Annotated in this window: 18 protein-coding genes and 1 tRNA gene; 13 read left to right on the top strand and 6 right to left on the bottom strand. The window is 64.0% G+C overall.

Annotated features, from left to right (window positions below):
- The first annotated feature begins 10 nt into the window (after positions 1–10).
- Complete coding sequence (gene pheT / locus LB524_RS08940; protein ID WP_140719150.1) at positions 11–2,419, top strand: phenylalanine--tRNA ligase subunit beta; 2,409 nt, start codon at positions 11–13, stop codon at positions 2,417–2,419.
- Between the two features lie 38 nt (positions 2,420–2,457).
- Positions 2,458–3,060 (top strand): nucleotidyltransferase family protein, encoded by a 603-nt coding sequence (locus tag LB524_RS08935; protein WP_224525360.1) that lies wholly within the window; start codon positions 2,458–2,460, stop codon positions 3,058–3,060.
- A gap of 110 nt (positions 3,061–3,170) precedes the next feature.
- Here LB524_RS08935 and LB524_RS08930 read toward each other — a convergent pair whose 3' ends face one another.
- On the bottom strand, positions 3,171–4,166 hold the full coding sequence (locus LB524_RS08930) for an aldo/keto reductase (RefSeq protein ID WP_224525358.1): 996 nt from the start codon (positions 4,164–4,166) through the stop codon (positions 3,171–3,173).
- A 96-nt stretch (positions 4,167–4,262) separates the two neighbouring features.
- On the opposite strand from LB524_RS08930, the gene LB524_RS08925 reads away from it, so the two are divergent.
- The 5 genes from LB524_RS08925 to LB524_RS08905 all read left to right on the top strand — a co-directional run bounded on the left by LB524_RS08925 (position 4,263) and on the right by LB524_RS08905 (position 9,238).
- Positions 4,263–5,153, top strand: a complete 891-nt coding sequence (locus tag LB524_RS08925) for a LysR family transcriptional regulator (RefSeq protein ID WP_224525355.1) — start codon at positions 4,263–4,265, stop codon at positions 5,151–5,153.
- Between the two features lie 58 nt (positions 5,154–5,211).
- Positions 5,212–5,784 carry a cytochrome b gene (locus tag LB524_RS08920; protein ID WP_224525352.1) on the top strand — a complete coding sequence of 191 codons (573 nt, stop codon included), beginning with the start codon at positions 5,212–5,214 and terminating at the stop codon, positions 5,782–5,784.
- 69 nt (positions 5,785–5,853) lie between these two features.
- On the top strand, positions 5,854–6,429 hold the full coding sequence (locus tag LB524_RS08915; protein ID WP_224525349.1) for a YceI family protein: 576 nt from the start codon (positions 5,854–5,856) through the stop codon (positions 6,427–6,429).
- Positions 6,430–6,553: 124 nt separating this feature from the next.
- On the top strand, positions 6,554–7,540 hold the full coding sequence (locus tag LB524_RS08910; RefSeq protein ID WP_140615168.1) for a Gfo/Idh/MocA family protein: 987 nt from the start codon (positions 6,554–6,556) through the stop codon (positions 7,538–7,540).
- A 39-nt stretch (positions 7,541–7,579) separates the two neighbouring features.
- On the top strand, positions 7,580–9,238 hold the full coding sequence (locus LB524_RS08905; protein WP_224525347.1) for an FAD-binding dehydrogenase: 1,659 nt from the start codon (positions 7,580–7,582) through the stop codon (positions 9,236–9,238).
- Positions 9,239–9,310: 72 nt separating this feature from the next.
- Here LB524_RS08905 and LB524_RS08900 read toward each other — a convergent pair.
- Together LB524_RS08900 and LB524_RS08895 are read right to left on the bottom strand one after the other, a co-directional pair.
- A tRNA-Arg gene (locus LB524_RS08900) sits at positions 9,311–9,387 on the bottom strand.
- A 259-nt stretch (positions 9,388–9,646) separates the two neighbouring features.
- A complete protein-coding gene (locus LB524_RS08895) occupies positions 9,647–11,134 on the bottom strand; it encodes an ATP-binding protein (RefSeq protein ID WP_015314389.1) in 1,488 nt (495 codons plus the stop codon).
- Positions 11,135–11,411: 277 nt separating this feature from the next.
- Between LB524_RS08895 and rpmH the strand changes: the two genes are divergently transcribed.
- The 6 genes from rpmH (at position 11,412) to LB524_RS08865 (ending at position 17,224) form a co-directional block, all read left to right on the top strand.
- Complete coding sequence (gene rpmH / locus LB524_RS08890; RefSeq protein WP_008833937.1) at positions 11,412–11,546, top strand: 50S ribosomal protein L34; 135 nt, start codon at positions 11,412–11,414, stop codon at positions 11,544–11,546.
- A gap of 14 nt (positions 11,547–11,560) precedes the next feature.
- Positions 11,561–11,914 (top strand): ribonuclease P protein component, encoded by a 354-nt coding sequence (gene rnpA, locus LB524_RS08885; protein WP_015314390.1) that lies wholly within the window; start codon positions 11,561–11,563, stop codon positions 11,912–11,914.
- Between the two features lie 14 nt (positions 11,915–11,928).
- A complete protein-coding gene (gene yidC / locus LB524_RS08880; protein ID WP_015314391.1) occupies positions 11,929–13,749 on the top strand; it encodes a membrane protein insertase YidC in 1,821 nt (606 codons plus the stop codon).
- Between the two features lie 375 nt (positions 13,750–14,124).
- Positions 14,125–14,343 carry a hypothetical protein gene (locus LB524_RS08875; RefSeq protein ID WP_015314392.1) on the top strand — a complete coding sequence of 73 codons (219 nt, stop codon included), beginning with the start codon at positions 14,125–14,127 and terminating at the stop codon, positions 14,341–14,343.
- Between the two features lie 135 nt (positions 14,344–14,478).
- Positions 14,479–16,449 carry a protein-L-isoaspartate(D-aspartate) O-methyltransferase gene (locus tag LB524_RS08870; RefSeq protein ID WP_224525344.1) on the top strand — a complete coding sequence of 657 codons (1,971 nt, stop codon included), beginning with the start codon at positions 14,479–14,481 and terminating at the stop codon, positions 16,447–16,449.
- 214 nt (positions 16,450–16,663) lie between these two features.
- Complete coding sequence (locus tag LB524_RS08865) at positions 16,664–17,224, top strand: fasciclin domain-containing protein (protein ID WP_140789884.1); 561 nt, start codon at positions 16,664–16,666, stop codon at positions 17,222–17,224.
- Positions 17,225–17,426: 202 nt separating this feature from the next.
- On the opposite strand, the gene LB524_RS08860 is transcribed toward LB524_RS08865, so the two are convergent.
- The 3 genes from LB524_RS08860 to LB524_RS08850 are packed head-to-tail and all read right to left on the bottom strand — an operon-like array spanning position 17,427 to position 20,720.
- The gene (locus tag LB524_RS08860) at positions 17,427–18,974 is read right to left on the bottom strand and encodes a DHA2 family efflux MFS transporter permease subunit (RefSeq protein WP_140789886.1); all 1,548 of its coding nucleotides are present in this window, start codon (positions 18,972–18,974) and stop codon (positions 17,427–17,429) included.
- Positions 18,971–20,263 carry an HlyD family secretion protein gene (locus tag LB524_RS08855; protein ID WP_224525340.1) on the bottom strand — a complete coding sequence of 431 codons (1,293 nt, stop codon included), beginning with the start codon at positions 20,261–20,263 and terminating at the stop codon, positions 18,971–18,973. Before LB524_RS08855 ends, LB524_RS08860 begins: the two co-directional genes overlap by 4 nt.
- Positions 20,256–20,720 carry a MarR family winged helix-turn-helix transcriptional regulator gene (locus LB524_RS08850; protein ID WP_140660130.1) on the bottom strand — a complete coding sequence of 155 codons (465 nt, stop codon included), beginning with the start codon at positions 20,718–20,720 and terminating at the stop codon, positions 20,256–20,258. Before LB524_RS08850 ends, LB524_RS08855 begins: the two co-directional genes overlap by 8 nt.
- Positions 20,721–20,751 lie beyond the last annotated feature (31 nt).

Here is a 20,751-nt window from a genome sequence, read left to right as displayed (position 1 = left end):
GAACAGCCCAATGAAATTCACCCTCTCCTGGCTCAAGGATCACCTTGAAACCGACGCCACGCTGGCCGAAATCGTCGAGCGGCTGACCTCGATCGGCCTCGAGGTCGAGCATGTCGACGACAAGGCGGGGCTGAAACCCTTCGTCATCGCCAAGGTGCTGACGGCGGTGCAGCATCCCGACGCCGACCGGCTGCGGGTGCTGACCGTCGATACCGGCGACGGCAAGCCGCCGGTGCAGGTCGTCTGCGGCGCGCCGAATGCCCGCGCCGGCCTGATCGGCGCCTTCGCCGCGCCCGGCACCTATGTGCCCGGCATCGACGTGACGCTGACGGTCGGCAAGATCCGTGGCGTCGAAAGCCATGGCATGATGTGTTCCGAGCGCGAGCTGGAACTGTCCGACGAGCACAATGGCATCATCGACCTGCCCGAGGATGCGCCGGTCGGCACCAGCTTTGCGTCCTATGCGCATCTCGACGATCCGGTCATCGAGATCAATCTGACGCCGAACCGGCCCGACGCCACCAGCGTCTACGGCATCGCCCGGGATCTGGCGGCGAGCGGGCTTGGCCGCCTCGTCGGCGGGGCGATCATGCCGCATGTCGGCAACGGCATGTGCCCGGTGAAGGTGACGATCGAAGCGCCGGAGCTTTGCCCCGGCTTCGCCCTCAGGCTGGTCAAGGATGTCAAGAACGGACCCTCGCCGAAATGGCTGCAGCAGCGGCTGATCGCCATTGGGCTGAGGCCGATCAGCGCGCTGGTCGACATCACCAATTACGTCACCTTCGACCGCGGACGGCCGCTGCATGTCTTCGATGCCGCCAAGGTCGCCGGCAACCTCGTGGTGCGCCGCGCCAAGAATGGCGAAAAGGTGCAGGCGCTCGACGGGCGCGAATACACGCTGACGCCGGAGATGTGCGTGATCGCGGACGACAATGGCGTCGAGTCCATTGCCGGCATCATGGGTGGCGAACACTCCGGCTGTGACGAGAACACGACGGACGTACTGATCGAATCCGCTCTTTGGGACCCAATCACCACGGCCCGCACCGGCCGCACGCTCGGCATCATCACCGACGCACGCTATCGCTTCGAGCGCGGTGTCGACCCTGAATTCATGGTGCCGGGCATCGAACTGGCGACCAAGCTGGTGATCGATTTCTGCGGCGGCACGCCGACCGAGGCCGAGGTGGCCGGCTATGCCGGGCATCAGCCGAAGATCGTGTCGCTCCCGCTATCGGAAGTGAAACGGCTGACCGGTATCGAGGTGCCAAGGTCGGAGAGCCTCGACATCTTGTCGCGTCTCGGCTTCCACGCGCAGGGATCGGGCGACGTCGTCGACGTGACCGTGCCGTCCTGGCGGCCCGATGTCGACGGCAAGGCCGATCTGGTCGAGGAGGTCATGCGCATCCATGGCGTCGACAACATCGCGCCGCAGCCGCTCGGCGCGCATGACGTGGTCAACGGCAAGATCCTGACGACGCTGCAGATCCGCACCCGTGCCGCCAAGCGTTCGCTTGCGGTGCGCGGCATGATGGAGGCCGTTACCTGGTCGTTCATCCCGGCCAAACACGCCGAACTGTTCGGCGGCGGCCAGACGGCGCTGAAGCTTGCCAACCCAATCGCCGCCGACATGTCCGACATGCGGCCCTCGCTGCTGCCGGGGCTGATTTCGGCCGCGCAGCGCAACGCTGACAAGGGCATCGGCGACGTGGCGCTGTTCGAGGTCTCGGGCACCTATGAGGGCGACGGCGCCGACCAGCAGCGGCGCGTCGCCGCCGGCGTGCGCCGCGGCACGGCAAAGCTCGACGGCTCCGGCCGCAACTGGGCCGGCAATTCGGGCCCGGTCGGCGTGTTCGACGCCAAGGCGGATGCGATCGCCGCACTCGAAGCCTGTGGCGCACCGGTCGACCGGCTGCAGATCGAGGCCGGCGGACCCGCCTGGTACCATCCCGGCCGTTCCGGAACGATCAAGCTTGGCCCGAAGACCGTGCTCGGCACGTTCGGCGAGTTCCATCCGAAGACGCTGGAAGGGCTCGATGTCTCGGGGCCGCTCTGCGGCTTCGAGGTGTTCGTCGATGCCGTGCCCGAGCCGAAGGCCAAGCCGACCAAGACCAAGCCCAGGCTGGACCTGTCCGCTTTCCAGGCGGTGAAGCGCGACTTCGCCTTCGTCGTCGACAAGGGAGTCGAGGCCGGCACGCTGGTACGTGCCGCGCTTGCCGCCGACAAGAAGCTGATCACGGCTGTCTCGGTCTTCGACGTGTTCGAAGGTGCGTCGCTGGGCGAAGGCAAGAAGTCGATCGCCATCGAAGTGTCGATCCAGCCGGTCGAGAAGACGTTGACAGACGAGGATTTCGAGACGCTGGCCAAGCGCATCGTCGAGAATGTCGGCAAGCAGACGGGCGGCGTGCTGCGCGGCTGAGACTTGCGAGCGGATGGCGAATCGCTTTCCAAAGGGCGATGGACCATCTGCGCTATTCTGGGCTCTCCTTCGAGAAACAGCGTACGGCTTTTCTCGACATCGTCGCGGCTGACCCGCTGCTTGCCGAAATGCTGGCGAGGGTGCGCGCGCTTGCGCTGCCGGATTGGCTGGTGGCTTCCGGCGCGCTTTACAATAGCGTCTGGAACCACCTGACCGGCAAGCCATCGGGCTACGGCATCAGGGATGTCGACCTGTTTTATTTCGACGGTTCCGACCTGTCCTACGAAGCCGAGGACGCGGTGATCCAGCGGGCGGCCAGGCATTTCGAAGGACTGCCGCTGCCGGTGGAAGTACGCAACCAGGCGCGCGTGCATCTGTGGTATCCGCAAAAGTTCGGGCAGCCGTGCCCGCGCTATACGAGTGCCAGCCAATCCGTCAGCTATTTTGCCTCGAAGACGCATGCGGTGGGGGTGCGGTTCGACGGGGACGGGCAGCTGGACCTCGTGGCGCCGTTCGGGCTCGACGACCTTTTTTCGTTTCGAATTACGCCCAGCCGGCTGATGGATAACCGGAAGACGCATGAGGAGAAGGGCGCGCGAGCGCGGGCGTATTGGCCGGAGATTACGGTGGTGCCGTGGTGAGCTAACAGAGTTTCAGGTTGGCGCGAGGCACCCCCCTCTGTCACAGAGGGGGGTGCCTCGCGCCAACGCCCTTTAATTCGCTGCATAAAAGGGCGCGCCCTTTTCCACCTTCACCCATTCACCAGCGCGAGCAACTCCTCCGTATAGCGCTTGCCCATAACCTTGTCGGGCGACAACGCATCGCCGATCGCCGCGACCTCTGCCGCGCTGAGCACGATGTCAGCCGCGGCCGTATTCTGCTCCAAGTGGCGGATTTTTCGCGCACCCGGGATCGGCACGATGAAGTCGCCCTGGTGCAGCACCCAGGCCAGCGCCAGCTGCGCCGAGGTGACGCCCTTCTCCATCGCTATCCTTTCCAGCGTGGCGATCACCTTGGCATTGGCTTCCATGGCGTCGGCCTGGAAGCGCGGCAAGGTGCGGCGCCAATCGTCGTCGCTCAGGGTCTCCGGCCTCGCGATGGTGCCGGTGAGCAGGCCGCGGCCGAGCGGGCTGTAGGGCACGAAGCCAATGCCCAACTCGCGGCAGACGGCGAATGTCTCGTCTTCCGGGTCGCGGCTCCACAGCGAGTATTCGCTCTGCACTGCTGATATCGGGTGCACTGCGTGTGCCCGGCGGATGGTGGCCGCACTTGCCTCCGACAGGCCAAGCGCCCGCACCTTGCCCTCGCGCACCAGCTCGGCCATGGCGCCGACCGTATCCTCGATCGGCACGTCCGGGTCGACGCGGTGCTGGTAGTAGAGGTCGATGACATCGGTGCCGAGCCGCTTCAACGACGCCTCGGCGACGGCCTTGACGTGCTCGGGACGGCTGTCGACACCGGCCATGCGATCCATGCCGGTGCCTTCCTCCAGGATCTTGAAGCCGAATTTGGTCGCGATCGTCACCTTATCGCGAACCGATTTCAGCGCCTTGCCCAGCAGGATCTCGTTCTCGTAGGGGCCGTAGACCTCGGCCGTGTCGAAGAAGTTGACCCCGATCTCGACGGCGCGGTGCAAGGTGGCGATCGCCTCGGCTTCCGGCTGGCCGCCATAGGCAAAGCTCATGCCCATGCAACCGAGGCCGACCGGGAAGACTTCGAGTTCAGTTCCTAGCTTGCGGGTTTTCATCACGCGTCTCCTTGTTGTGATGCCCAGGAAATAACGCCTTGCAGCACGTTCGATAATCGGCTCTTCTTCGTACGGGTCGTTCCATGAAATAGATCAATGAACCGAGCACATCTCTCACAGCTCGCGGTGCTGGCAACCGTTGCCCAATGCGGCAGTTTTCGCGGCGCGGCCAAGGAACTGGCGATAGCTCCCTCCGCGGTGAGCCACGCGGTTTCCAGCCTGGAGGCACGGCTTGGCGTGCGCCTTTTGGCGCGCAGCACGCGCAGTGTCGCTCCGACCGAGGAAGGCGCGCAATTGCTGGAGCGTTTGCGCCCGGCGCTTTCCGAGATCGACCTGGCGCTGGAGACGGCCGTCGAGGCGCGCGACCGGCCCGCCGGGAACTTGCGGCTCAGCGTGCCGCGCACATCAGCGCATCTGGTGCTGACACCACGGCTCAGCGCCTTTGCATCAGCCTATCCCGACATCGTGCTGGAGATCATCATCGAGGATCGCTTCACCGACGTGGTGGCAGGCGGTTTCGATGCTGGTGTCAGGCTCGGCGAGAGCCTGCAGCGCGACATGATCGCGGTGCGCATCGGGCCGGACATTCGCGGTGCGGTGGTGGGCGCGCCATCCTATTTCGAGGCCATGCCCCGGCCGCGCCACCCGCGCGATCTTGCCGAGCATCGCTGCATCCGCTTCCGCTTCTCCAGCGGCATCCTCTACCGCTGGGAATTCGAAAAGGACGGCGAGGAGGTCGAGATGGCGGTGCAAGGGCCGCTGATCCTCGACGAGGACCATCTGATTGCCCAGGCCGCGGTCGACGGCGCCGGGCTCGCCTTCGTTTTCGAGGACTATGTCCGCGCGCCGCTTGCCGACGGACGGCTGATCCGCGTGCTTGAGGACTGGTGCCCACCCTTTGACGGATTCTTCGTCTACTATCCGAGCCGCCGCCAGATGCGGCCGGCGCTGAGGGCTTTCGTCGATTTCTTCAAGGTGAGTGGGTAGGCAACTCTCCTCCTCGTCGGCAAGGGAAGAAAGCTGACCGCGCCAACGTTCGCCTCGCATGCAGGCTTCAATCACCAACACCGCGACCCGCTATGGATGGGCAACCATCGTCCTTCACTGGCTGATTGGGATTATCTTCATCGGCCAGTTGATGCTCGGCTTCGTCATGGTCAGGACCCCGAGCCAACGCACGGCCTTCGAATTGATCCAGCTGCACAAATCCCTCGGCTTTCTGCTGCTTGGGCTCATCGTCCTGCGTATCGCCTGGCGGTTCGGCAATGCGGCACCACCCTTGCCGCCTTCTGTCGGCGCCCTGGAGCGTCGCTCGGCGCCGCTGGCGCATCTGGCGCTCTATGCCTTCCAGGTCGCCCTGCCCCTGTCGGGCTGGGCGCTGGTATCGGTCTCGACGCTGGAGATTCCCAGCATGCCGTTCAACCTGTTCGTCATGCCGAACCTGCCGCTCGCCGAATCCGATGCCGCCGAAAGCTTTTGGACGTCGGCACACTGGTATCTCGCCTATGCCGGCGCGGCGCTTGTCGCCCTGCATGTCGCGGCGGCCCTGCGCCACCATTTCCTGCTTCGCGACGGGGTGCTCACGCGTATGATCACGCCTTCGTCAGCCGGGGAATAGAACGTGCCTTGGTCTCGTTTGTGGGGTGAGGACGCCAGAGAGCGCTGCCTCCTAACAAGGAACACCCCAATGCGTGCGCGAATCCTCGGATTGGCGGCTGCCGCCGCCTGCCTTGCCATGCCTGTTTATGCCGCGGTCGTGCTCGGCGATGCCGCCGGCAGCTATACGATCAGCCAAACTGGCTCCGCGATCCGCTTCACCATCGGCAAGGCCGGCGGAGGCGGGTTCAACGGCGCCTTTGCCCGTTTCAAGGGCATGATCCGCATCGACAACAATGATGTCAGCCGTTCGAAAGTCGACCTCACCATCTATCCCGAAAGCGTCGGCACCGGCCAAGGCCGCATTGATGCGTTCCTGCGCTCCGACGCGGTGTTCGACGCGGCCAACAGTCCCGAAATTCAGTTCCGCTCGACCAGCGTGACCCGCACCGGCGACACGTCGGCCCTTATCACCGGCAGGCTGACGGCGCGCGGCAAGACGTTTCCGGAAAAATTCACCGCCGAGCTGGACGGGTTGAAGGGCGGGACGATCAAATTCCGTGTTACCGGCAAGGTGCTGCGCTCGCGCTACGGCATGGATGTCGGCACGCCGCTCTATTCCAACGTCGTCGATTTCGACATGACGCTGACCGGGAAAAGGGGCTAGCGCGCGGCTGAGGTACCTGGGTTCCCTGCCCGCTTTCACGGGGCGAGGAACCGAGCGACCTGCATTGGCTTTTCCAGCGATTTCAGGCAAACCTCCTTGCCTGTAATCGATATGGAGAAGCGTGATGTTCCGATGGGGTGTGTTGTCGACGGCCAAGATCGGCCGCGAGCAGCTGTTGCCGGCAATCGTCGAAGCGGAGAATGGCGTCCTGTCGGCGATCGCCAGCCGCGACCTGTCGAAGGCCAAGGCATTGGGCGACCGCTTTGGCGCGCGCCATGCCTTTGGCTCCTATGAGGATTTGCTCGCTTCCAACGAGGTCGATGGCGTCTACATCCCGTTACCGACCTCGCAGCATGTCGAATGGACTGCAAAAGCCATCGAAGCGGGCAAGCATGTGCTGGTCGAAAAGCCGCTGGCACTCGATGCCAAGGACATCGCGCCGCTGATCAAGCTGCGCGACCAGAAGAAGGTGCTGGTCTGCGAAGCCTTCATGGTCATCTACCACCCGCAGTGGATCAAGGTGCGTGATCTCATCGCCAGCGGCGCCATCGGCCGGCTGCGCCATGTGCAGGGCGCCTTTTCCTACTACAATGTCGACCCCAACAACATGCGCAACAAGCTCGATCTCGGCGGCGGCGCCCTGCCCGATATCGGCGTCTACCCGACCGTGTCGACGCGCTTCTCGACCGGCAAGGAGCCGCTGCGCGTACAAGCAACGATCGAACGCGACAAGACATTCGGCACCGACATCTATTCCTCGATCCGCGCCGATTTCGGCGATTTCGAACTGTCCTTCTACCTGTCGACGCAGATGGCGGCGCGGCAGGTGATGGTGTTCCACGGCGAGAAGGGTTTCATCGAACTGTTCTCGCCCTTCAATGCCGGGCTCTACGACCATCACCGCGTCGAACTGCACAACCAGAACCACACCGAGGCGCAAGTGTTCCGCTTTCCCGGCACGCAGCAATACAGGCTCGAGGTCGAGACCTTCGCGCGGGCAGCTCTTGGCGGCAAGGAGCGCGTCTTCACGCTGGAAGAATCCGTGCTCAACCAGAAAGTCATCGACGCCATCTTCCGCGCCGGCGACACAGGCGGCTGGGAGACCGTCTGAAACCCGCATTAGATAGCCGGCTAATTCTGGGGAGGAAAAATGGCTGACGACGCGGATGTGATCATTGTCGGCGCCGGCCTTGCCGGACTGGTTGCCGCCGCCGAGCTTGCGGAAGCAGGCAAGAAAATCATCATCGTCGACCAGGAGCCGGAGCAATCGCTGGGCGGCCAGGCGTTCTGGTCGTTCGGCGGGCTTTTCCTCGTCGATTCACAGGAGCAGCGGCGCATGCGCATCCGCGACTCCCATGACCTGGCGCTCGAGGACTGGATGGGCACCGCGGCCTTCGACCGGCCGGAAGACCACTGGCCACGCAAATGGGCCGAGGCCTATGTCGGCTTCGCCGCCGGCGAGAAACGCTCCTGGCTGATCGAGCGCGGCCTGAAATTCTTTCCTGTCGTCGGCTGGGCCGAGCGCGGCGGCGGCAACGCCATCGGCCACGGCAATTCGGTGCCGCGCTTCCACATCACCTGGGGCACCGGTCCCGGCGTGCTCGAACCTTTCGTGCTGCGCGTGCGCGAGGCGCAAAAGCGTGGATTGATCGACTTCAGGTTTCGTCACCGGGTCAATGCCTTGACGCGGACGGGTGCAGCCGTGACCGGCGTCCAGGGCGACATCCTGCAACCGAGTGCTGTCGAGCGCGGCCACAAGAGCCCGCGCGAAGTATCAGGCGATTTCGCATTGCAAGCGCAGGCGGTGATCGTCGCCTCCGGCGGCATTGGCGCCAACCATCAACTGGTGCGGGAAAACTGGCCCAAGCGGCTGGGCAACGCGCCGCAGCGCATGATCACCGGCGTGCCGGACCATGTCGACGGCCGCATGCTGGCCATATCGGAACAGGCCGGCGGCAGGGTCATCAACCGCGACCGCATGTGGCACTATGTCGAGGGCATCAAGAACTGGGCACCGATCTGGACAGACCATGCGATCCGCATCCTGCCCGCCCCATCCTCGCTCTGGCTCGATGCCCGGGGAAAACGCCTGCCGGTGCCACTCTATCCCGGCTTCGACACGCTGGGCACGCTTAGCCACATCATGAGCACCGGCTTCGACTATTCCTGGTTCATCCTGACGAAAAAGATCATCCAGAAGGAATTCGCGCTGTCGGGCTCGGAGCAGAACCCCGACCTGACGGGAAAAAGCTGGCGCCAGGTGCTCGGTCGCGCCACGTCGGGCATCCCCGGCCCGGTCAAGGCGTTCATGGAAAAGGGCGAGGACTTCATCGTCGAGGCCGATCTTTCGAAACTGGTCGCGCGCATGAACGCGCTGGCCGGCGGCGAACCGCTGCTTGACGTCGCAACGGTCGAGCGCGAGATCCGCGCCCGCGACATGCAACTCGACAACCCGTTCTCCAAGGACATGCAGGTGACCGCGCTGCGCGGCGCGCGCGCCTATCTCGGCGACCGCCTGATCCGCACGGCAAAGCCGCACAAGATGCTCGACCCGGCGAACGGACCGCTGATCGCGGTGCGCCTCAACATCCTGACCCGCAAGACGCTGGGCGGCCTGCAGACCGATCTCGACAGCCGCGTGCTCGATGCCGGCGGCCAGCCGGTGCCGGGCCTCTACGCGGTCGGTGAAGTGGCGGGCTTCGGCGGCGGCGGCGTGCATGGCTACGCGGCGCTCGAAGGCACGTTCCTGGGCAGCTGTATCTTCTCGGGCCGCAGCGCCGGCCGGGCGGCGGCACGTTCGGTGGGGTGAGACAGCGTAGTGTTGCCGGCACTTGGCTGAGCCGCTGCGACCGTGCAACAATAAACCGCGGCTTAGGAGATTTGGCGCGCCCGAAGAGATTCGAACTCCTGACCCCCAGATTCGTAGTCTGGTGCTCTATCCAGCTGAGCTACGGGCGCGCATCAGGCCATGTTTTCGACGGCCCCGCGATCCGGTCCGAAAGACCGGCCGCGAATGTGTGCAGTTCCCTAACGACTGAATTTGCGAAAAGCAAGCCGATCCGGCAAAAGTTTTGTCGCAAGCCTGTCATGCGGCGATGCCGACCCCCATCCCGGCACTTCGAGCCGCTGTGGACCGGCCTGATCCTGGGGATCGGGAACCGTTGGAGAGAGCGACGGGTCCGAAAGGTGGTGATCTCGGGAAACGGCACGGAAGCCGTCAGGCCGGGCGGCGCAGGCTGCCACGGGCCTGGTCGAGCCGCACCGGCTGGTCGGGGATGGTGACGGCGAATGTGGTGCGCCCGCCGATCGATTCGACCAATTCCACCGTGCCGCCATGCGCCCTGATCAGTTCATGCGCGATCGCCAGGCCAAGCCCGGTGCCGCCGCTGCGCGCCGAGCCGCGGAAGGCCGCGAACAGGTTTTCTCGCGCCTTCGGCGGCAGGCCGGGGCCGGTGTCGGTGACGGCGATGCGGCTTACGCTGCCCATGCGCTCGGCCGAGACCGCCAGCCGCCGCACCACGGCGCTTTCGGTATCGGCCGCCATCGCCTGCACCGAGTTGCGGCAAAGATTGGTGAGCACCCGGAAGAGCTGGTCGGAATCGGCATCCACCTCGAAAGCCATCTCGACCGCGTTGATGAACTCGATGCCCTGCTCGATGTCGAGCAGGCCGTGCACGTCCTCGACCAGTTGGCGCAGCCTCACCCTGCGGCGCGACGGCGGCGGCTCCTGCGTGCGGCCGTAATGAAGCACGCCCTCCGAATAGGAGACGGCGCGGTCGAGCGCGCGCAGAAGCTTCGGCGCAAACGCCTGCACGGTCGGATCCTTGACCAGGCGAAGGCGGTCCGACATCAGCTGGGCGGAGGCCAGGATGTTGCGCATGTCGTGGTTGATCTTCGACACGGCGAGACCGAGGTCGGCCAGATGCTTCTGCTCGGCCAGCATCTTTTGCAGCCGCTCCTGCATCTGCGACAGTTCGCGCTCGGCCACTCCGATCTCGTCGGAACGAGCAGCGGGGCGGATGATCCGTCCAGGGTCGTCGGGAGCTTCCGAGAAGGAGAGCATCGAGCGCGTCATGGTACGGATCGGCCCGATCATGATCAGGTCGATCGCGGCATAGACCAGCATGGCCGTGAACAGCGAGATCAATAGCGAGACGAAAGCGACGTTGCGCGAATAGATGAGCATGGCCTTGCGGAGCGAGTAGTCCGGCATGATCAGCTCGAACTCCTTGTCGCTGTCGCCGACCGGCCCGAAGACGCGCAGCATCCTGTCGCCGCCGAAAAAAAGCGTATCCAGCGCGCCGGTCATGCCCTTGACCATGCCGACGCTGGCGAGATCGATGTGTTCGTCGACCTGCGGCGGCATGTCGGCCACCACCAGAAGCCGCGACACGCCGCCGTCGCGCACCGCGATCGCCTTGGCGCCGATCGCCATCAGCACGTCATTCTGGGCCGTACGCGACAGCGAGGTCGACTCACCCTGCACCAGCACGATCGACACGGCTGCGGCCGTGCTCAGCCTCTCCTTGAGCCAGCTCAGCCGGTAGCTGGCGATCCAGGGCAGGAAGATCAGCACTTCGGCCAGCAGCACGAAAACGATGGTGAGCAGCAGCAGCTTCGTCGACAGACCACGCGACAGCGGTACCGTGCGGACAGCGGCTGACGCCGGTCCGGTCCCTTCCCCTGCTTGGCTGGCTTCGCTCATGCGACTCGATCTTCACAATCACTTGATCAGCCAAGATTAGGCGATTACGGCTTTTTTGCCAATTTCTCCATTGGTCGGAAAAATAGATGCTCCAAAACAGGTGCGTCTTTAGGGCGCCGACGCCGGATTGACTTCCAAAACCCTTCTTTCTATAAGCCCGCTCACGCTCGGGCCATTCGTCCCGGCGCGGTTTCGATCGCGCCAAAACCGGCCCGGCAAAGCTCCTGTTACAAAGTGACAGAATCAAGAAGGGCCGCACCCCGCGGTATTGAAACAAATGAAGCGTACCTACCAACCGTCCAAACTCGTCCGCAAACGCCGGCACGGCTTCCGTGCCCGCATGGCCACCAAGGGTGGCCGTGGCGTCGTCGCAGCTCGCCGCAACCGCGGCCGCAAGCGGCTCAGCGCCTAAGCGAGACGAGATCGTTGCCCGCAACCGGCAAGCCAGTGGGGCAAAATCCCGAGCGGCTTCTGAAACGCGCGGAATTCCTGGCCGTCCGTCGTGGTGAAAAGCGACGCGGACGGTTTTTCCTCGTCGAGGTCCTCGACCGCGGCGACGGCGGGGTGCCGCGCGTCGGCTACACCGTCACCAAGAAGGTCGGCAACGCCGTTGTGCGCAACCGCGTCAGGCGGCGGCTGAAAGAAGCCGTCCGCGTCCATGCCGCAGATGACATGGTGCCCGGCAATGATTATGTCATCGTCGGGCGCGATGATGCGCTGCGCGCCCCTTTCGGCCAGTTGAAGGCCGAACTCTCCCGCCGACTTCGCGGAACACGATAGGCCAAGGGCTCTCGATGGAAAACAACCGGAACTTCTTCATCACCATCGCCCTGTCGGTGCTGATCCTGGCGGTATGGCAGTACTTCTACGTGCTGCCGCGCAGCGAGGCGCAGCGCGAGGCCGCCAAGATCGAGCAGCAGCGCGTCGAGGAACAGAAGAAGGCGGCCGATGCGGCCAATCCGGGCGCGTCGACACCGGCCCCAGGCGCGACCACCCCGGGCGCCATTCCCAACGCGCCCGGTGGTGACGTGGTCACCGTGGCCGGCCGCGATCAGGCGCTGGCGGCATCCAAGCGCGTCAAGATCGACACGCCGAGCCTCGAGGGCTCGATCAATTTGACCGGCGCGCGGCTCGACGACCTCAAGCTCAAGCACTACACCGAGACGGTCGACAAGAATTCGCCCGAGATCGAGCTGCTCAACCCGCAGGCGCTGCCCACCGGCTATTTCGCCGAGATCGGCTTTGTCGGCAACGACAAGACCGGCGCGGTGCCGGGTGCGGAGACGGTGTGGAGCGTGGACGGCAATCCGACGCTGACCCCGTCGACGCCGGTGACGCTCACCTACACCAATGACAAGGGCCTGACCTTCAAGCGCACCTTCTCCGTCGACGCAAACTACATGTTCACCGTGTCGGACACGGTGCAGAATTCCGGCTCGAGCGCGGTTTCGCTGTTCAACTATGGCCGTGTCACGCGCTACGACAAGCCGGCCGTCGCCAGCACCTATGTGCTGCATGAAGGCCTCATCGGCTTCACCGGCACGGAAGGCCTGCAGGAACACAAATACGCCTCGGTCGAGAAGGACAAGCAGTACCAGCCCGGCAAGTCGACCGACGGCTGGCTCGGCATCACCGACAAATATTGGGCCGTCACGCTGGTGCCGACCGAAAAGCAGCCGTTCCAGCCGCGCTATGCGTATTTCGAGGATGGCCGCCACCGTTACCAATCCGACTTCCTGACCGACCCGATCAATGTCGAGGCCGGCCAGTCGGCGACCGTCGAGACCGAAATCTTCGCCGGCGCCAAGGAAGTCGGCAAGATCAACGCCTATGCCGAAGAGCGCCATATCAAGCGGTTCGACCTTTTGATCGACTGGGGCTGGTTCCACTTCATCACCAAGCCGATGTTCTGGCTGATCGACACGCTCTACAAGTTCCTCGGCAATTTCGGCCTGGCGATCCTGGCCACCACCGTCATCGTGAAGGCCATTTTCTTCCCGCTCGCCAACAAGTCCTACGCGTCGATGGCGAACATGAAGAAGGTGCAGCCCAAGATGCTCGAGATCCGCGAGAAATACGCGGACGACAAGATGAAGCAGCAGCAGGCGATGATGGAGCTGTACAAGACCGAGAAGATCAATCCGCTCGCCGGCTGCTGGCCGGTGGCGCTGCAGATCCCGGTCTTCTTCTCCCTCTACAAGGTGCTCTACATCACCATCGAGATGCGGCACGCGCCGTTCTTCGGCTGGATCCAGGATCTGGCCGCGCCCGATCCGACCTCGATCTTCAACCTGTTCGGGCTGGTTCCGGTCACGCTGCCGCATATGCTGATGATCGGTGTGTGGCCGCTGATCATGGGCGTCACCATGTTCCTGCAGATGCGCATGAACCCGACGCCGCCGGACCCGACGCAAGCCGCGATCTTCACCTGGATGCCGGTCATCTTCACCTTCATGATGGCGGGCTTCCCGGCCGGTCTCGTCATCTACTGGGCCTGGAACAACACGCTGTCGATCCTGCAGCAGGGCGTGATCATGAAGCGCCAGGGCGCCAAGATCGAGCTGTGGGACAATCTGGTGGCGCTGTTCCGCAAGAAACCGTCACCGGCGGAATAGCCGGCGCCTCTTTGGCAAGAGAGCCCGCCCCAGCGACTGAGCCATAAAGTTGGACGGTCTCGGCAAGCAAACAGATTTGACGGCTGGGTCCTGTGTTCTACAGGGCCCAGCCTTTTAGTTTCAGCGATGCGGTGGTCCGGCACGCGATAAAACAGGCACCGAGTCGGCAATTCCTGGTCTCCGTCATTGCCGGCAAATCAGCCGGCCCTCGCCGCTGCCGGATTGTTCCGCATGGAACTTATCCTGCGTTCAAGAGTTCGCGCAAAAGGCTCCCTAAGCTCCCGCGTGGAGAGGATCAGGTCGGCGCGCCCATCCAAATTCAAGGCAGTGCAGTAGATCGACCTCATCACATGCTACTTGCAGAGAGGCATTCCGATGAGCAGCAACATTCACCCAAAGACGGCCAAGCCCACCAACAAGGATTTGAAGCAGAATCCCGGAATCGGCGCCTCCAGGGGCACGATCAAGGGAGGCAATCTTCTCGACGAGGACGAGGAACTGGACGGCGAGAACACTTTCAAGGGAGATGTCGATAACGACACCACGCCGCAAGGCGGCGTCAATCCCCGGCAGACCGGGCGAACCAACCAATAAGCCTGCGCGATCGACGTGGGCTGCCGAGGAAGACCGGATGGTCTGCCGGAGCCGGGAGAGCGAATGCCACCGAAACGCCTTCGCTCTTCAGATGACATCACGTCGATCCGATCAATCGCCTGATTGGAGGCTCTCATGCTGGATTTCGAGTACGCCAGGCATCGGATGGTGGAGGCGCACATCGCGCGCCGTGGAGTGCATGACAAGCGGGTTCTGAATGCGGTGCGCCGGGTTGCGCGAGAGCAATTCGTCGACGAGGGTTTCGAGGAATTCGCCTATGAGGACAGCCCGCTGCCGATCGGCAGCGGACAGACGATCTCGCAACCCTTCATCGTGGCGAAAATGGCGGAGATCGCCGAGATCGAGGCGACCGATCGCGTGCTGGAAATCGGCACCGGCTCGGGCTACGCGGCTGCCGTGCTGGCCGAACTTGCTGAACACGTCTTCACCATCGAGCGGCATCGATCGCTCGCGCAGCAGGCGGAGCGGCGGCTCAATGCCGCCGGTTACCGAAATATCGAGGTCAGGATCGGCGACGGCACAAAAGGCTGGCAGGAAAAGGCACCCTTTGACGCCATCGTCGTCGCGGCCGCCGGAACGTCCATCCCCCTCGGCTTGCAGGAGCAGTTGGAGATCGGCGGCAGGCTGATCATCCCGGTCGGTGAAGACCTCTACTCCCAGCGGCTCGTTCGCGTCACGCGGATTGCTGCAAACAAATTCGAGGAGGAAGACCTCGGTGGTGTCATGTTCGTGCCGCTGATCGGCGAGCACGGCGGACACGACGAAAACGCATCGGTGCGCGAGGCGCGCGCTCCTCCATTGCCGCAGCAAATTGCGCGGGCGGCCGAAGATTTGCCGCAGATCGACGATCCGGCCTTCGGCGCAATGTTCGATCGGTTCGGCAGCCGACGCGTCGTCCTGCTCGGGGAGGCGAGCCACGGCACTTCGGAGTTTTATCGTGCCCGTGCGGCTGTCACCCGACGCCTCCTCCAGCGACACGGCTTCACCATCGTGGCCGTCGAGGCGGACTGGCCGGATGCGGCGCAGGTCAATCGATATGTTCGCGGAGGGGAGCGGCGGTCGGATGCGCAGCCGCTCTTCCAGCGCTTCCCGACCTGGATGTGGCGCAACGCCGAGGTGTCTGAATTCATCGGCTGGCTGCGTGAATACAACCGGGATGTGCCCGGTCATGCGCGGAAAGCAGGTTTCTATGGGCTCGATCTCTACAATATGAGCGGCTCGATCGCCACGGTGCTTGCCTATCTGGACAAGGTCGATCCCGAAGCGGCCGCCGTCGCGCGCGAGCGCTATGGCTGTCTGATGCCCTGGCAGAACGAGCCCAGCACCTACGGACGCGCGGCGCTGCGGCCGGGCTACAGAACCTGCGAAGAGGCCGTTGTGCGACAGTGCATGGATCTGTTCGAGCGATCCATGATGGAGGGCGACGGCGATCTCCTCGACGCCAAGCAGAGTGCACGTCTGGTCGCATCGGCCGAGCGCTACTACCGCGTGATGTATTATGGTGGCGCCGAGACCTGGAACCTCCGCGATCGGCACATGTTCGAAACGCTCGATCAACTTCTCGAAGCGCATGGGCCGAAGTCGAAGGCCGTGGTGTGGGCGCATAACTCGCATATCGGGGACGCGCGGCATACCGACATGGGCACTGTCCGTGACGAGTTGAACATCGGCCAGCTCTGCCGGGAGCGCTTCGGTGCCCAGGCGGCGCTGATCGGCTTCGGGACGGATGCCGGTACTGTCGCCTGTGCCTCGGATTGGGACCGTGAGATGGAGGTAAAGGACGTAAATCCGTCGCTGCCGGGCAGCTTCGAGCGGCTGTGTCACGAGAGCGGCAAACCGTCGTTCCTGCTGGATTTTGAGCGCCATGGCGAGCTCGGCGCCGACCTGGCGGCGCCGAGGCCGGAACGCTATATCGGCGTTATCTACAGGCCTGAGACTGAACGGCTCAGCCATTACATGGACTCGTCCGTCTCCCGCCAGTTCGACGCCTTTGTCTGGTTCGATCGAACGTCCGCGGTCACGCCGCTCAGCAAGCCGACCGACAGCATCGGCAAGGTACCGGATACATTTCCCTTCGGCATCTGAATGTCCGGGACTTACTTCCAGTGCCTGACGGGTCGGCCTGTCCGCAATCGCGCGGCCCGTCGAAGAAGCCTGGTTCGTCCAGATATTTTCTTTGGGCAGGCCTCCATTCACGTTCCCGTGATCAGCGAAACTGCAGGCACCCGCGCGGCGTGACTGCTTGTGCGTTTCCAAAAGGCTATCAATTCCGATCAGCCCTCACCCGGAGGAAGACCACATGCGCTTGCCCACATTCAGGACCATCGCCGTATCAGCCCTTGTCGCCGGCATGGCGATTGCCGCCCCAGCCCACGCCAAGAACCCGAATGTCGGCGGCGCGCCGATGTACGCCACCAAGAACATCGTGCAGAACGCGGTCAAGTCGAAGGATCACACTACGCTGGTCGCCGCCGTCAAGGCCGCCGGCCTGGTCGACACGTTGCAAAGCGCGGGTCCGTTCACCGTGTTTGCCCCGACCAACGAGGCTTTCGCCGCACTGCCGGCCGGCACCGTCGATACGCTGCTCAAGCCCGAGAACAAGGACAAGCTCACCAAGGTGCTGACCGCGCATGTCGTGGCTGGCAAGATTTCAGGCGCAGAGATGATGAAGAAGGCCAAGGCGATGGGCGGCAAATACGAGATGAAGACCGTGTCGGGCGACACGCTCACGGCCGAGATCAAGAAAGGCAAGCTCTACATCATGGACGAGTCCGGAGGCGAGGCGAAGGTGACGATCGCAGACGTCAACCAGTCGAACGGCGTCATTCACGTCGTCAACAAGGTGCTGTTGCCGAAGTAACGGCTTCCGGCGAAAGGGGGCGTTGGCAGGCCGTTGGGGCTTTCTCGGTCCGCCATCCCCGCCTCGTGACGAGGTGCCATGTTTCTTGGGAAGCCGTATCGGCGAGGCCGGGGTCCTGTCGTCCCTCACAGGACCCCGGTTTCTTTTTGCCTACCGTGGATTGTCGGGGTCGGCGGTCAAACGTCAACCGTTCCCAGCGGTCTCACTCCATGACCGCGCTATGGTCGATCTTGGCCGGCGTTCCCGGTTTGCGCAGCAGGAGCACTAGCGGGATGGCGGCCAGCGACAGGAGCATCATCAGCTTGAAGTCGTTCATGTAGCTGATGATGGTAGCCTGCAGCGTCACCACGCCGTCGAGCGCGGCGCGGCCGGCGGCGGTGTAGGGGTTCATCGCCTGGAAGATCGCCGGATCGTTGAACGCCTGGTTGAAGGGCGTCACATAAGTGGCGATGTTGGCGTGATTGATCTGCACATTCTGCGTCAGGAGCGCGGTGACCACCGATATGCCGACGCTGGAGCCGATGTTGCGCGACAGATTGTAGAGGCCGGTTCCTTCCGCGCGCCGCTCCGGCGCCAGCGTGGCGAAGGTTATGGTGGTCAGCGGCACGAACAGGAAGCCGAGCCCCGCCCCCTGGATGAACCCGGTGGAGATGATGGTCCATTGCGAAACGTCGGGCGTCCAGCCGGTCATGTCGTACATCGCCCAGGCGGTGATCAGCAGGCCGATGAGCAGCAGCCAGCGCGTATCGACCTTGCCGATCAGCCGGCCGACCAGGAACATGCAGGCCATCGTGCCAAGCCCGCGCGGCCCCATGACGATGCCGGCCGTCACCACGGGGTAGCCCATCAGCGTCTGCAGATAGGGCGTCATCAGCGCCAGCGAGGCCAAGTAGGTGATGCCGATGATGAAGATGAAGATCATGCCGACGGCGAAATTCCGGTCCAGGAACAGTCTCGGATTGACGAAGGTGTTGCGGGCGGTGAAGGTGTGGACGAGGAAGATGTAGAAGGCCGATGCGCAGATCACCGCCTCGACGATGATCTCGGATGACGAGAACCAGTTGAGCTGCTCGCCGCGATCGAGAAACATCTGCAAGGCAGCGATGGTGATGCTGAGCATGCCGAAACCCAGCCAATCCAGCCTCGCCTTGAAGTCCAGCTTGGTTTCCAGGACGTACAGCGACACGCCGGCGAAGGCCAGCGCGCCGATCGGCACGTTAATGTAGAACACCCAGCGCCAGCTGACATTTTCGGTCAGCCAGCCGCCGATGACCGGTCCCAGCACCGGCCCGACCATCACCGAAATGCCGAACAGCGCCATGGCGGAGCCGCGCTCTTCCACACTGTAGATATCGAGCAGGATGCTCTGCGAGAGCGGCACCAGAGCCGCGCCGAACAGGCCCTGCAGCAGGCGGAAGCCGACGATTTGCGGCAGCGATTGCGCGAAGCCGCACAGCACCGAGGCAACGACGAAGCCGGTGATCGAGGTCAGGAGGATGCGCTTGCGGCCGAAGCGGTTGGCGAGGTAGCCCGAAGGCGGCGTCATGACCGCCGCCGCCACGATGTAGGAGGTCAGAACCCAGTTGATCTGGTCGGCGCTGGCCGAGACGCTGCCCTGGATGTAAGGCAGCGCGACATTGGCGATGGTGGTGTCCAGCGCCTGCATGATGACGGCCAGGATCACGCAGGCAGTGATGGCGCCGCGATTGGCGACCACCGGCGTGGCAGCTGTCGCGGACGCGCTGGTCATGACTTTTGTCCGAACAGGCCGACGAGATTGGTGACGAAGTCGGGCAGGCCGCGTGCATGGCCCGTCTCGACGTCGACCACCGCGCTCATGCCGCCGCGCAGCGGCGGCTTGCCGTCGATACCATAGATCGTCACGCGCATCGGGATGCGCTGCACGACCTTGACCCAGTTGCCGGTGGTGTTCTGCGCCGGCAGCAGCGAGAAGCTCGACGAGGAGGCGGGGCTGATCGAGGCAACGGTGCCGTGCCACACGGCGCCCGGATAGGTGTCGACGCTGATCGTCGCCGTCTGTCCCGGCCTGACATAGGTCAGCTCGGTTTCCTTCGGCTCGGCCGCGATCCACAGGTCGGTCGACGAGACCAGGCTGAACGCCGGCTGCGAAGCCGGCAGGTACTTGCCGACCTGCAGTGCGTCGACATTGGTGACGATGCCGTCGAACGGCGCCTTGACCACGGAATCGCCGAGGTTGCGCTGCGCATCGTCGACGCCCGACTTGGCCTGCAGGTAGAAGGGGTTCTTCTCCACCGGCTGGTTGGCGTCGCCGCCGAGCTGGGCCAGCGTGGCCTGCGCCTGCGCCTTGGCGACGGACACTTTCTGGCGCGCGGCGACGAGGTCGTGCTGGGCGCTGTCGAAAGACGCCTTCGAGGCGGTGGAGGTCTTGAGCAGATCCTGCTGCCGCTGGAAGGCGGCCTCATAATAGGGGATGTCGGCTTGCGCCTGCTCGATCTGCGACAGCGACTGCTGGTAGCTCGCCTCCAGGGTCAGCACCTGGTTGCGCACGGTGCCGAGTTGGGCCTGGGCGGCGGCGAGAGCGGTCTCGAAGGAGGCCGGACGCAGGCGAAACAGCACGTCGCCCTTCTTCACGGCCTGGTTCTCATGCACGTCGATCTCCTCCACCGTGCCGGAGACGTCGGTGGAGACGCCGAGCGACTGGGCCTGGATATAGGCATTGTCGGTCGTCATCAGCTGGCCGCCGGTGACATAGTAATAGCCACCGACGACGAGCGCGACCGGAAGCAGCGCAAAAAGGACCGGCCGTGTCAGGCTGCGCTTCGGTTTGGCCGGAACAGGAGGGGCGACGGCGGCGGGGGTCTGCCGTGGCTGCGGCTCCTTGGCCGGAGCCTCGAGTGCCGCAGGCTCCAGGGCAACCGGCGCTTCCAGCTCGTCATTGTCGATGACGACGTTGGCTCGCCGCTGCTCCCGCTCATTGTCGAGCCGGATGATCTGGTCTGTCCGACCCGCTGGCGTCTCGTCTCCGGCGGGCTTTTTGGGGTATGTTGATTCAGCCATGTATTTTCTCCCGGTCGACGGCCGGCTGGGTGCAAGCCGCGAGCAGATTGGATTTGATCAAGCTTAGGGTTTGCAGCAGACGCTGCTGTGTTTCAGGCGAAAGGCCGGCGAAGGCCTCGTCTCGAGTTTTCTGGCCGTTGCCGCGCATGATCTCGAGCAGCGGACGGGCCTGCGGCTTCAGGTAAAGCAGCCAGGCCCTGCGGTCGGCGGGATCGGGCCGGCGCTCGATGAAGCCGCGGGCCTCCATCTTGTCGAGCAGCCGGGCGAGCGTGATCGGCACGATCTCGATAAGGTCGGCGAGCTTGTTCTGGTGGATGCCTTCATGCAGCGAAAGGTACGCCAGCACCTGCCACTGGGCGCGGGTCAGTCCCGAAGCGCGCGACCGCTGCTCGAACCGCTTGCGAAGCAGACGCGCAACGTCGTGCAGCACGAAGCTGATATTGGGGGAAGAGGGCATGGGAGGAGATCGGGGTCGATGGACAATTTTT

It is taken from the genome of Mesorhizobium sp. ESP6-5 (assembly GCF_020164695.1).
Lineage (GTDB): Bacteria > Pseudomonadota > Alphaproteobacteria > Rhizobiales > Rhizobiaceae > Mesorhizobium > Mesorhizobium australicum.
This window is presented reverse-complemented; position numbering and strand designations above follow the sequence as displayed.

Excerpts from the sequence above, each read along its gene's own strand:
- pheT (WP_140719150.1), top strand. The coding sequence starts at position 11 with ATGAAATTCACCCTCTCCTGGCTCAAGGATCACCTTGAAACCGACGCC.
- LB524_RS08935 (WP_224525360.1), top strand. The coding sequence starts at position 2,458 with ATGGACCATCTGCGCTATTCTGGGCTCTCCTTCGAGAAACAGCGTACG.
- LB524_RS08930 (WP_224525358.1), bottom strand. The coding sequence starts at position 4,166 with ATGAAAACCCGCAAGCTAGGAACTGAACTCGAAGTCTTCCCGGTCGGC.
- LB524_RS08925 (WP_224525355.1), top strand. The coding sequence starts at position 4,263 with ATGAACCGAGCACATCTCTCACAGCTCGCGGTGCTGGCAACCGTTGCC.
- LB524_RS08920 (WP_224525352.1), top strand. The coding sequence starts at position 5,212 with ATGCAGGCTTCAATCACCAACACCGCGACCCGCTATGGATGGGCAACC.
- LB524_RS08915 (WP_224525349.1), top strand. The coding sequence starts at position 5,854 with ATGCGTGCGCGAATCCTCGGATTGGCGGCTGCCGCCGCCTGCCTTGCC.
- LB524_RS08910 (WP_140615168.1), top strand. The coding sequence starts at position 6,554 with ATGTTCCGATGGGGTGTGTTGTCGACGGCCAAGATCGGCCGCGAGCAG.
- LB524_RS08905 (WP_224525347.1), top strand. The coding sequence starts at position 7,580 with ATGGCTGACGACGCGGATGTGATCATTGTCGGCGCCGGCCTTGCCGGA.
- LB524_RS08895 (WP_015314389.1), bottom strand. The coding sequence starts at position 11,134 with ATGAGCGAAGCCAGCCAAGCAGGGGAAGGGACCGGACCGGCGTCAGCC.
- rpmH (WP_008833937.1), top strand. The coding sequence starts at position 11,412 with ATGAAGCGTACCTACCAACCGTCCAAACTCGTCCGCAAACGCCGGCAC.
- yidC (WP_015314391.1), top strand. The coding sequence starts at position 11,929 with ATGGAAAACAACCGGAACTTCTTCATCACCATCGCCCTGTCGGTGCTG.
- LB524_RS08875 (WP_015314392.1), top strand. The coding sequence starts at position 14,125 with ATGAGCAGCAACATTCACCCAAAGACGGCCAAGCCCACCAACAAGGAT.
- LB524_RS08870 (WP_224525344.1), top strand. The coding sequence starts at position 14,479 with ATGCTGGATTTCGAGTACGCCAGGCATCGGATGGTGGAGGCGCACATC.
- LB524_RS08865 (WP_140789884.1), top strand. The coding sequence starts at position 16,664 with ATGCGCTTGCCCACATTCAGGACCATCGCCGTATCAGCCCTTGTCGCC.
- LB524_RS08860 (WP_140789886.1), bottom strand. The coding sequence starts at position 18,974 with ATGACCAGCGCGTCCGCGACAGCTGCCACGCCGGTGGTCGCCAATCGC.
- LB524_RS08855 (WP_224525340.1), bottom strand. The coding sequence starts at position 20,263 with ATGGCTGAATCAACATACCCCAAAAAGCCCGCCGGAGACGAGACGCCA.
- LB524_RS08850 (WP_140660130.1), bottom strand. The coding sequence starts at position 20,720 with ATGCCCTCTTCCCCCAATATCAGCTTCGTGCTGCACGACGTTGCGCGT.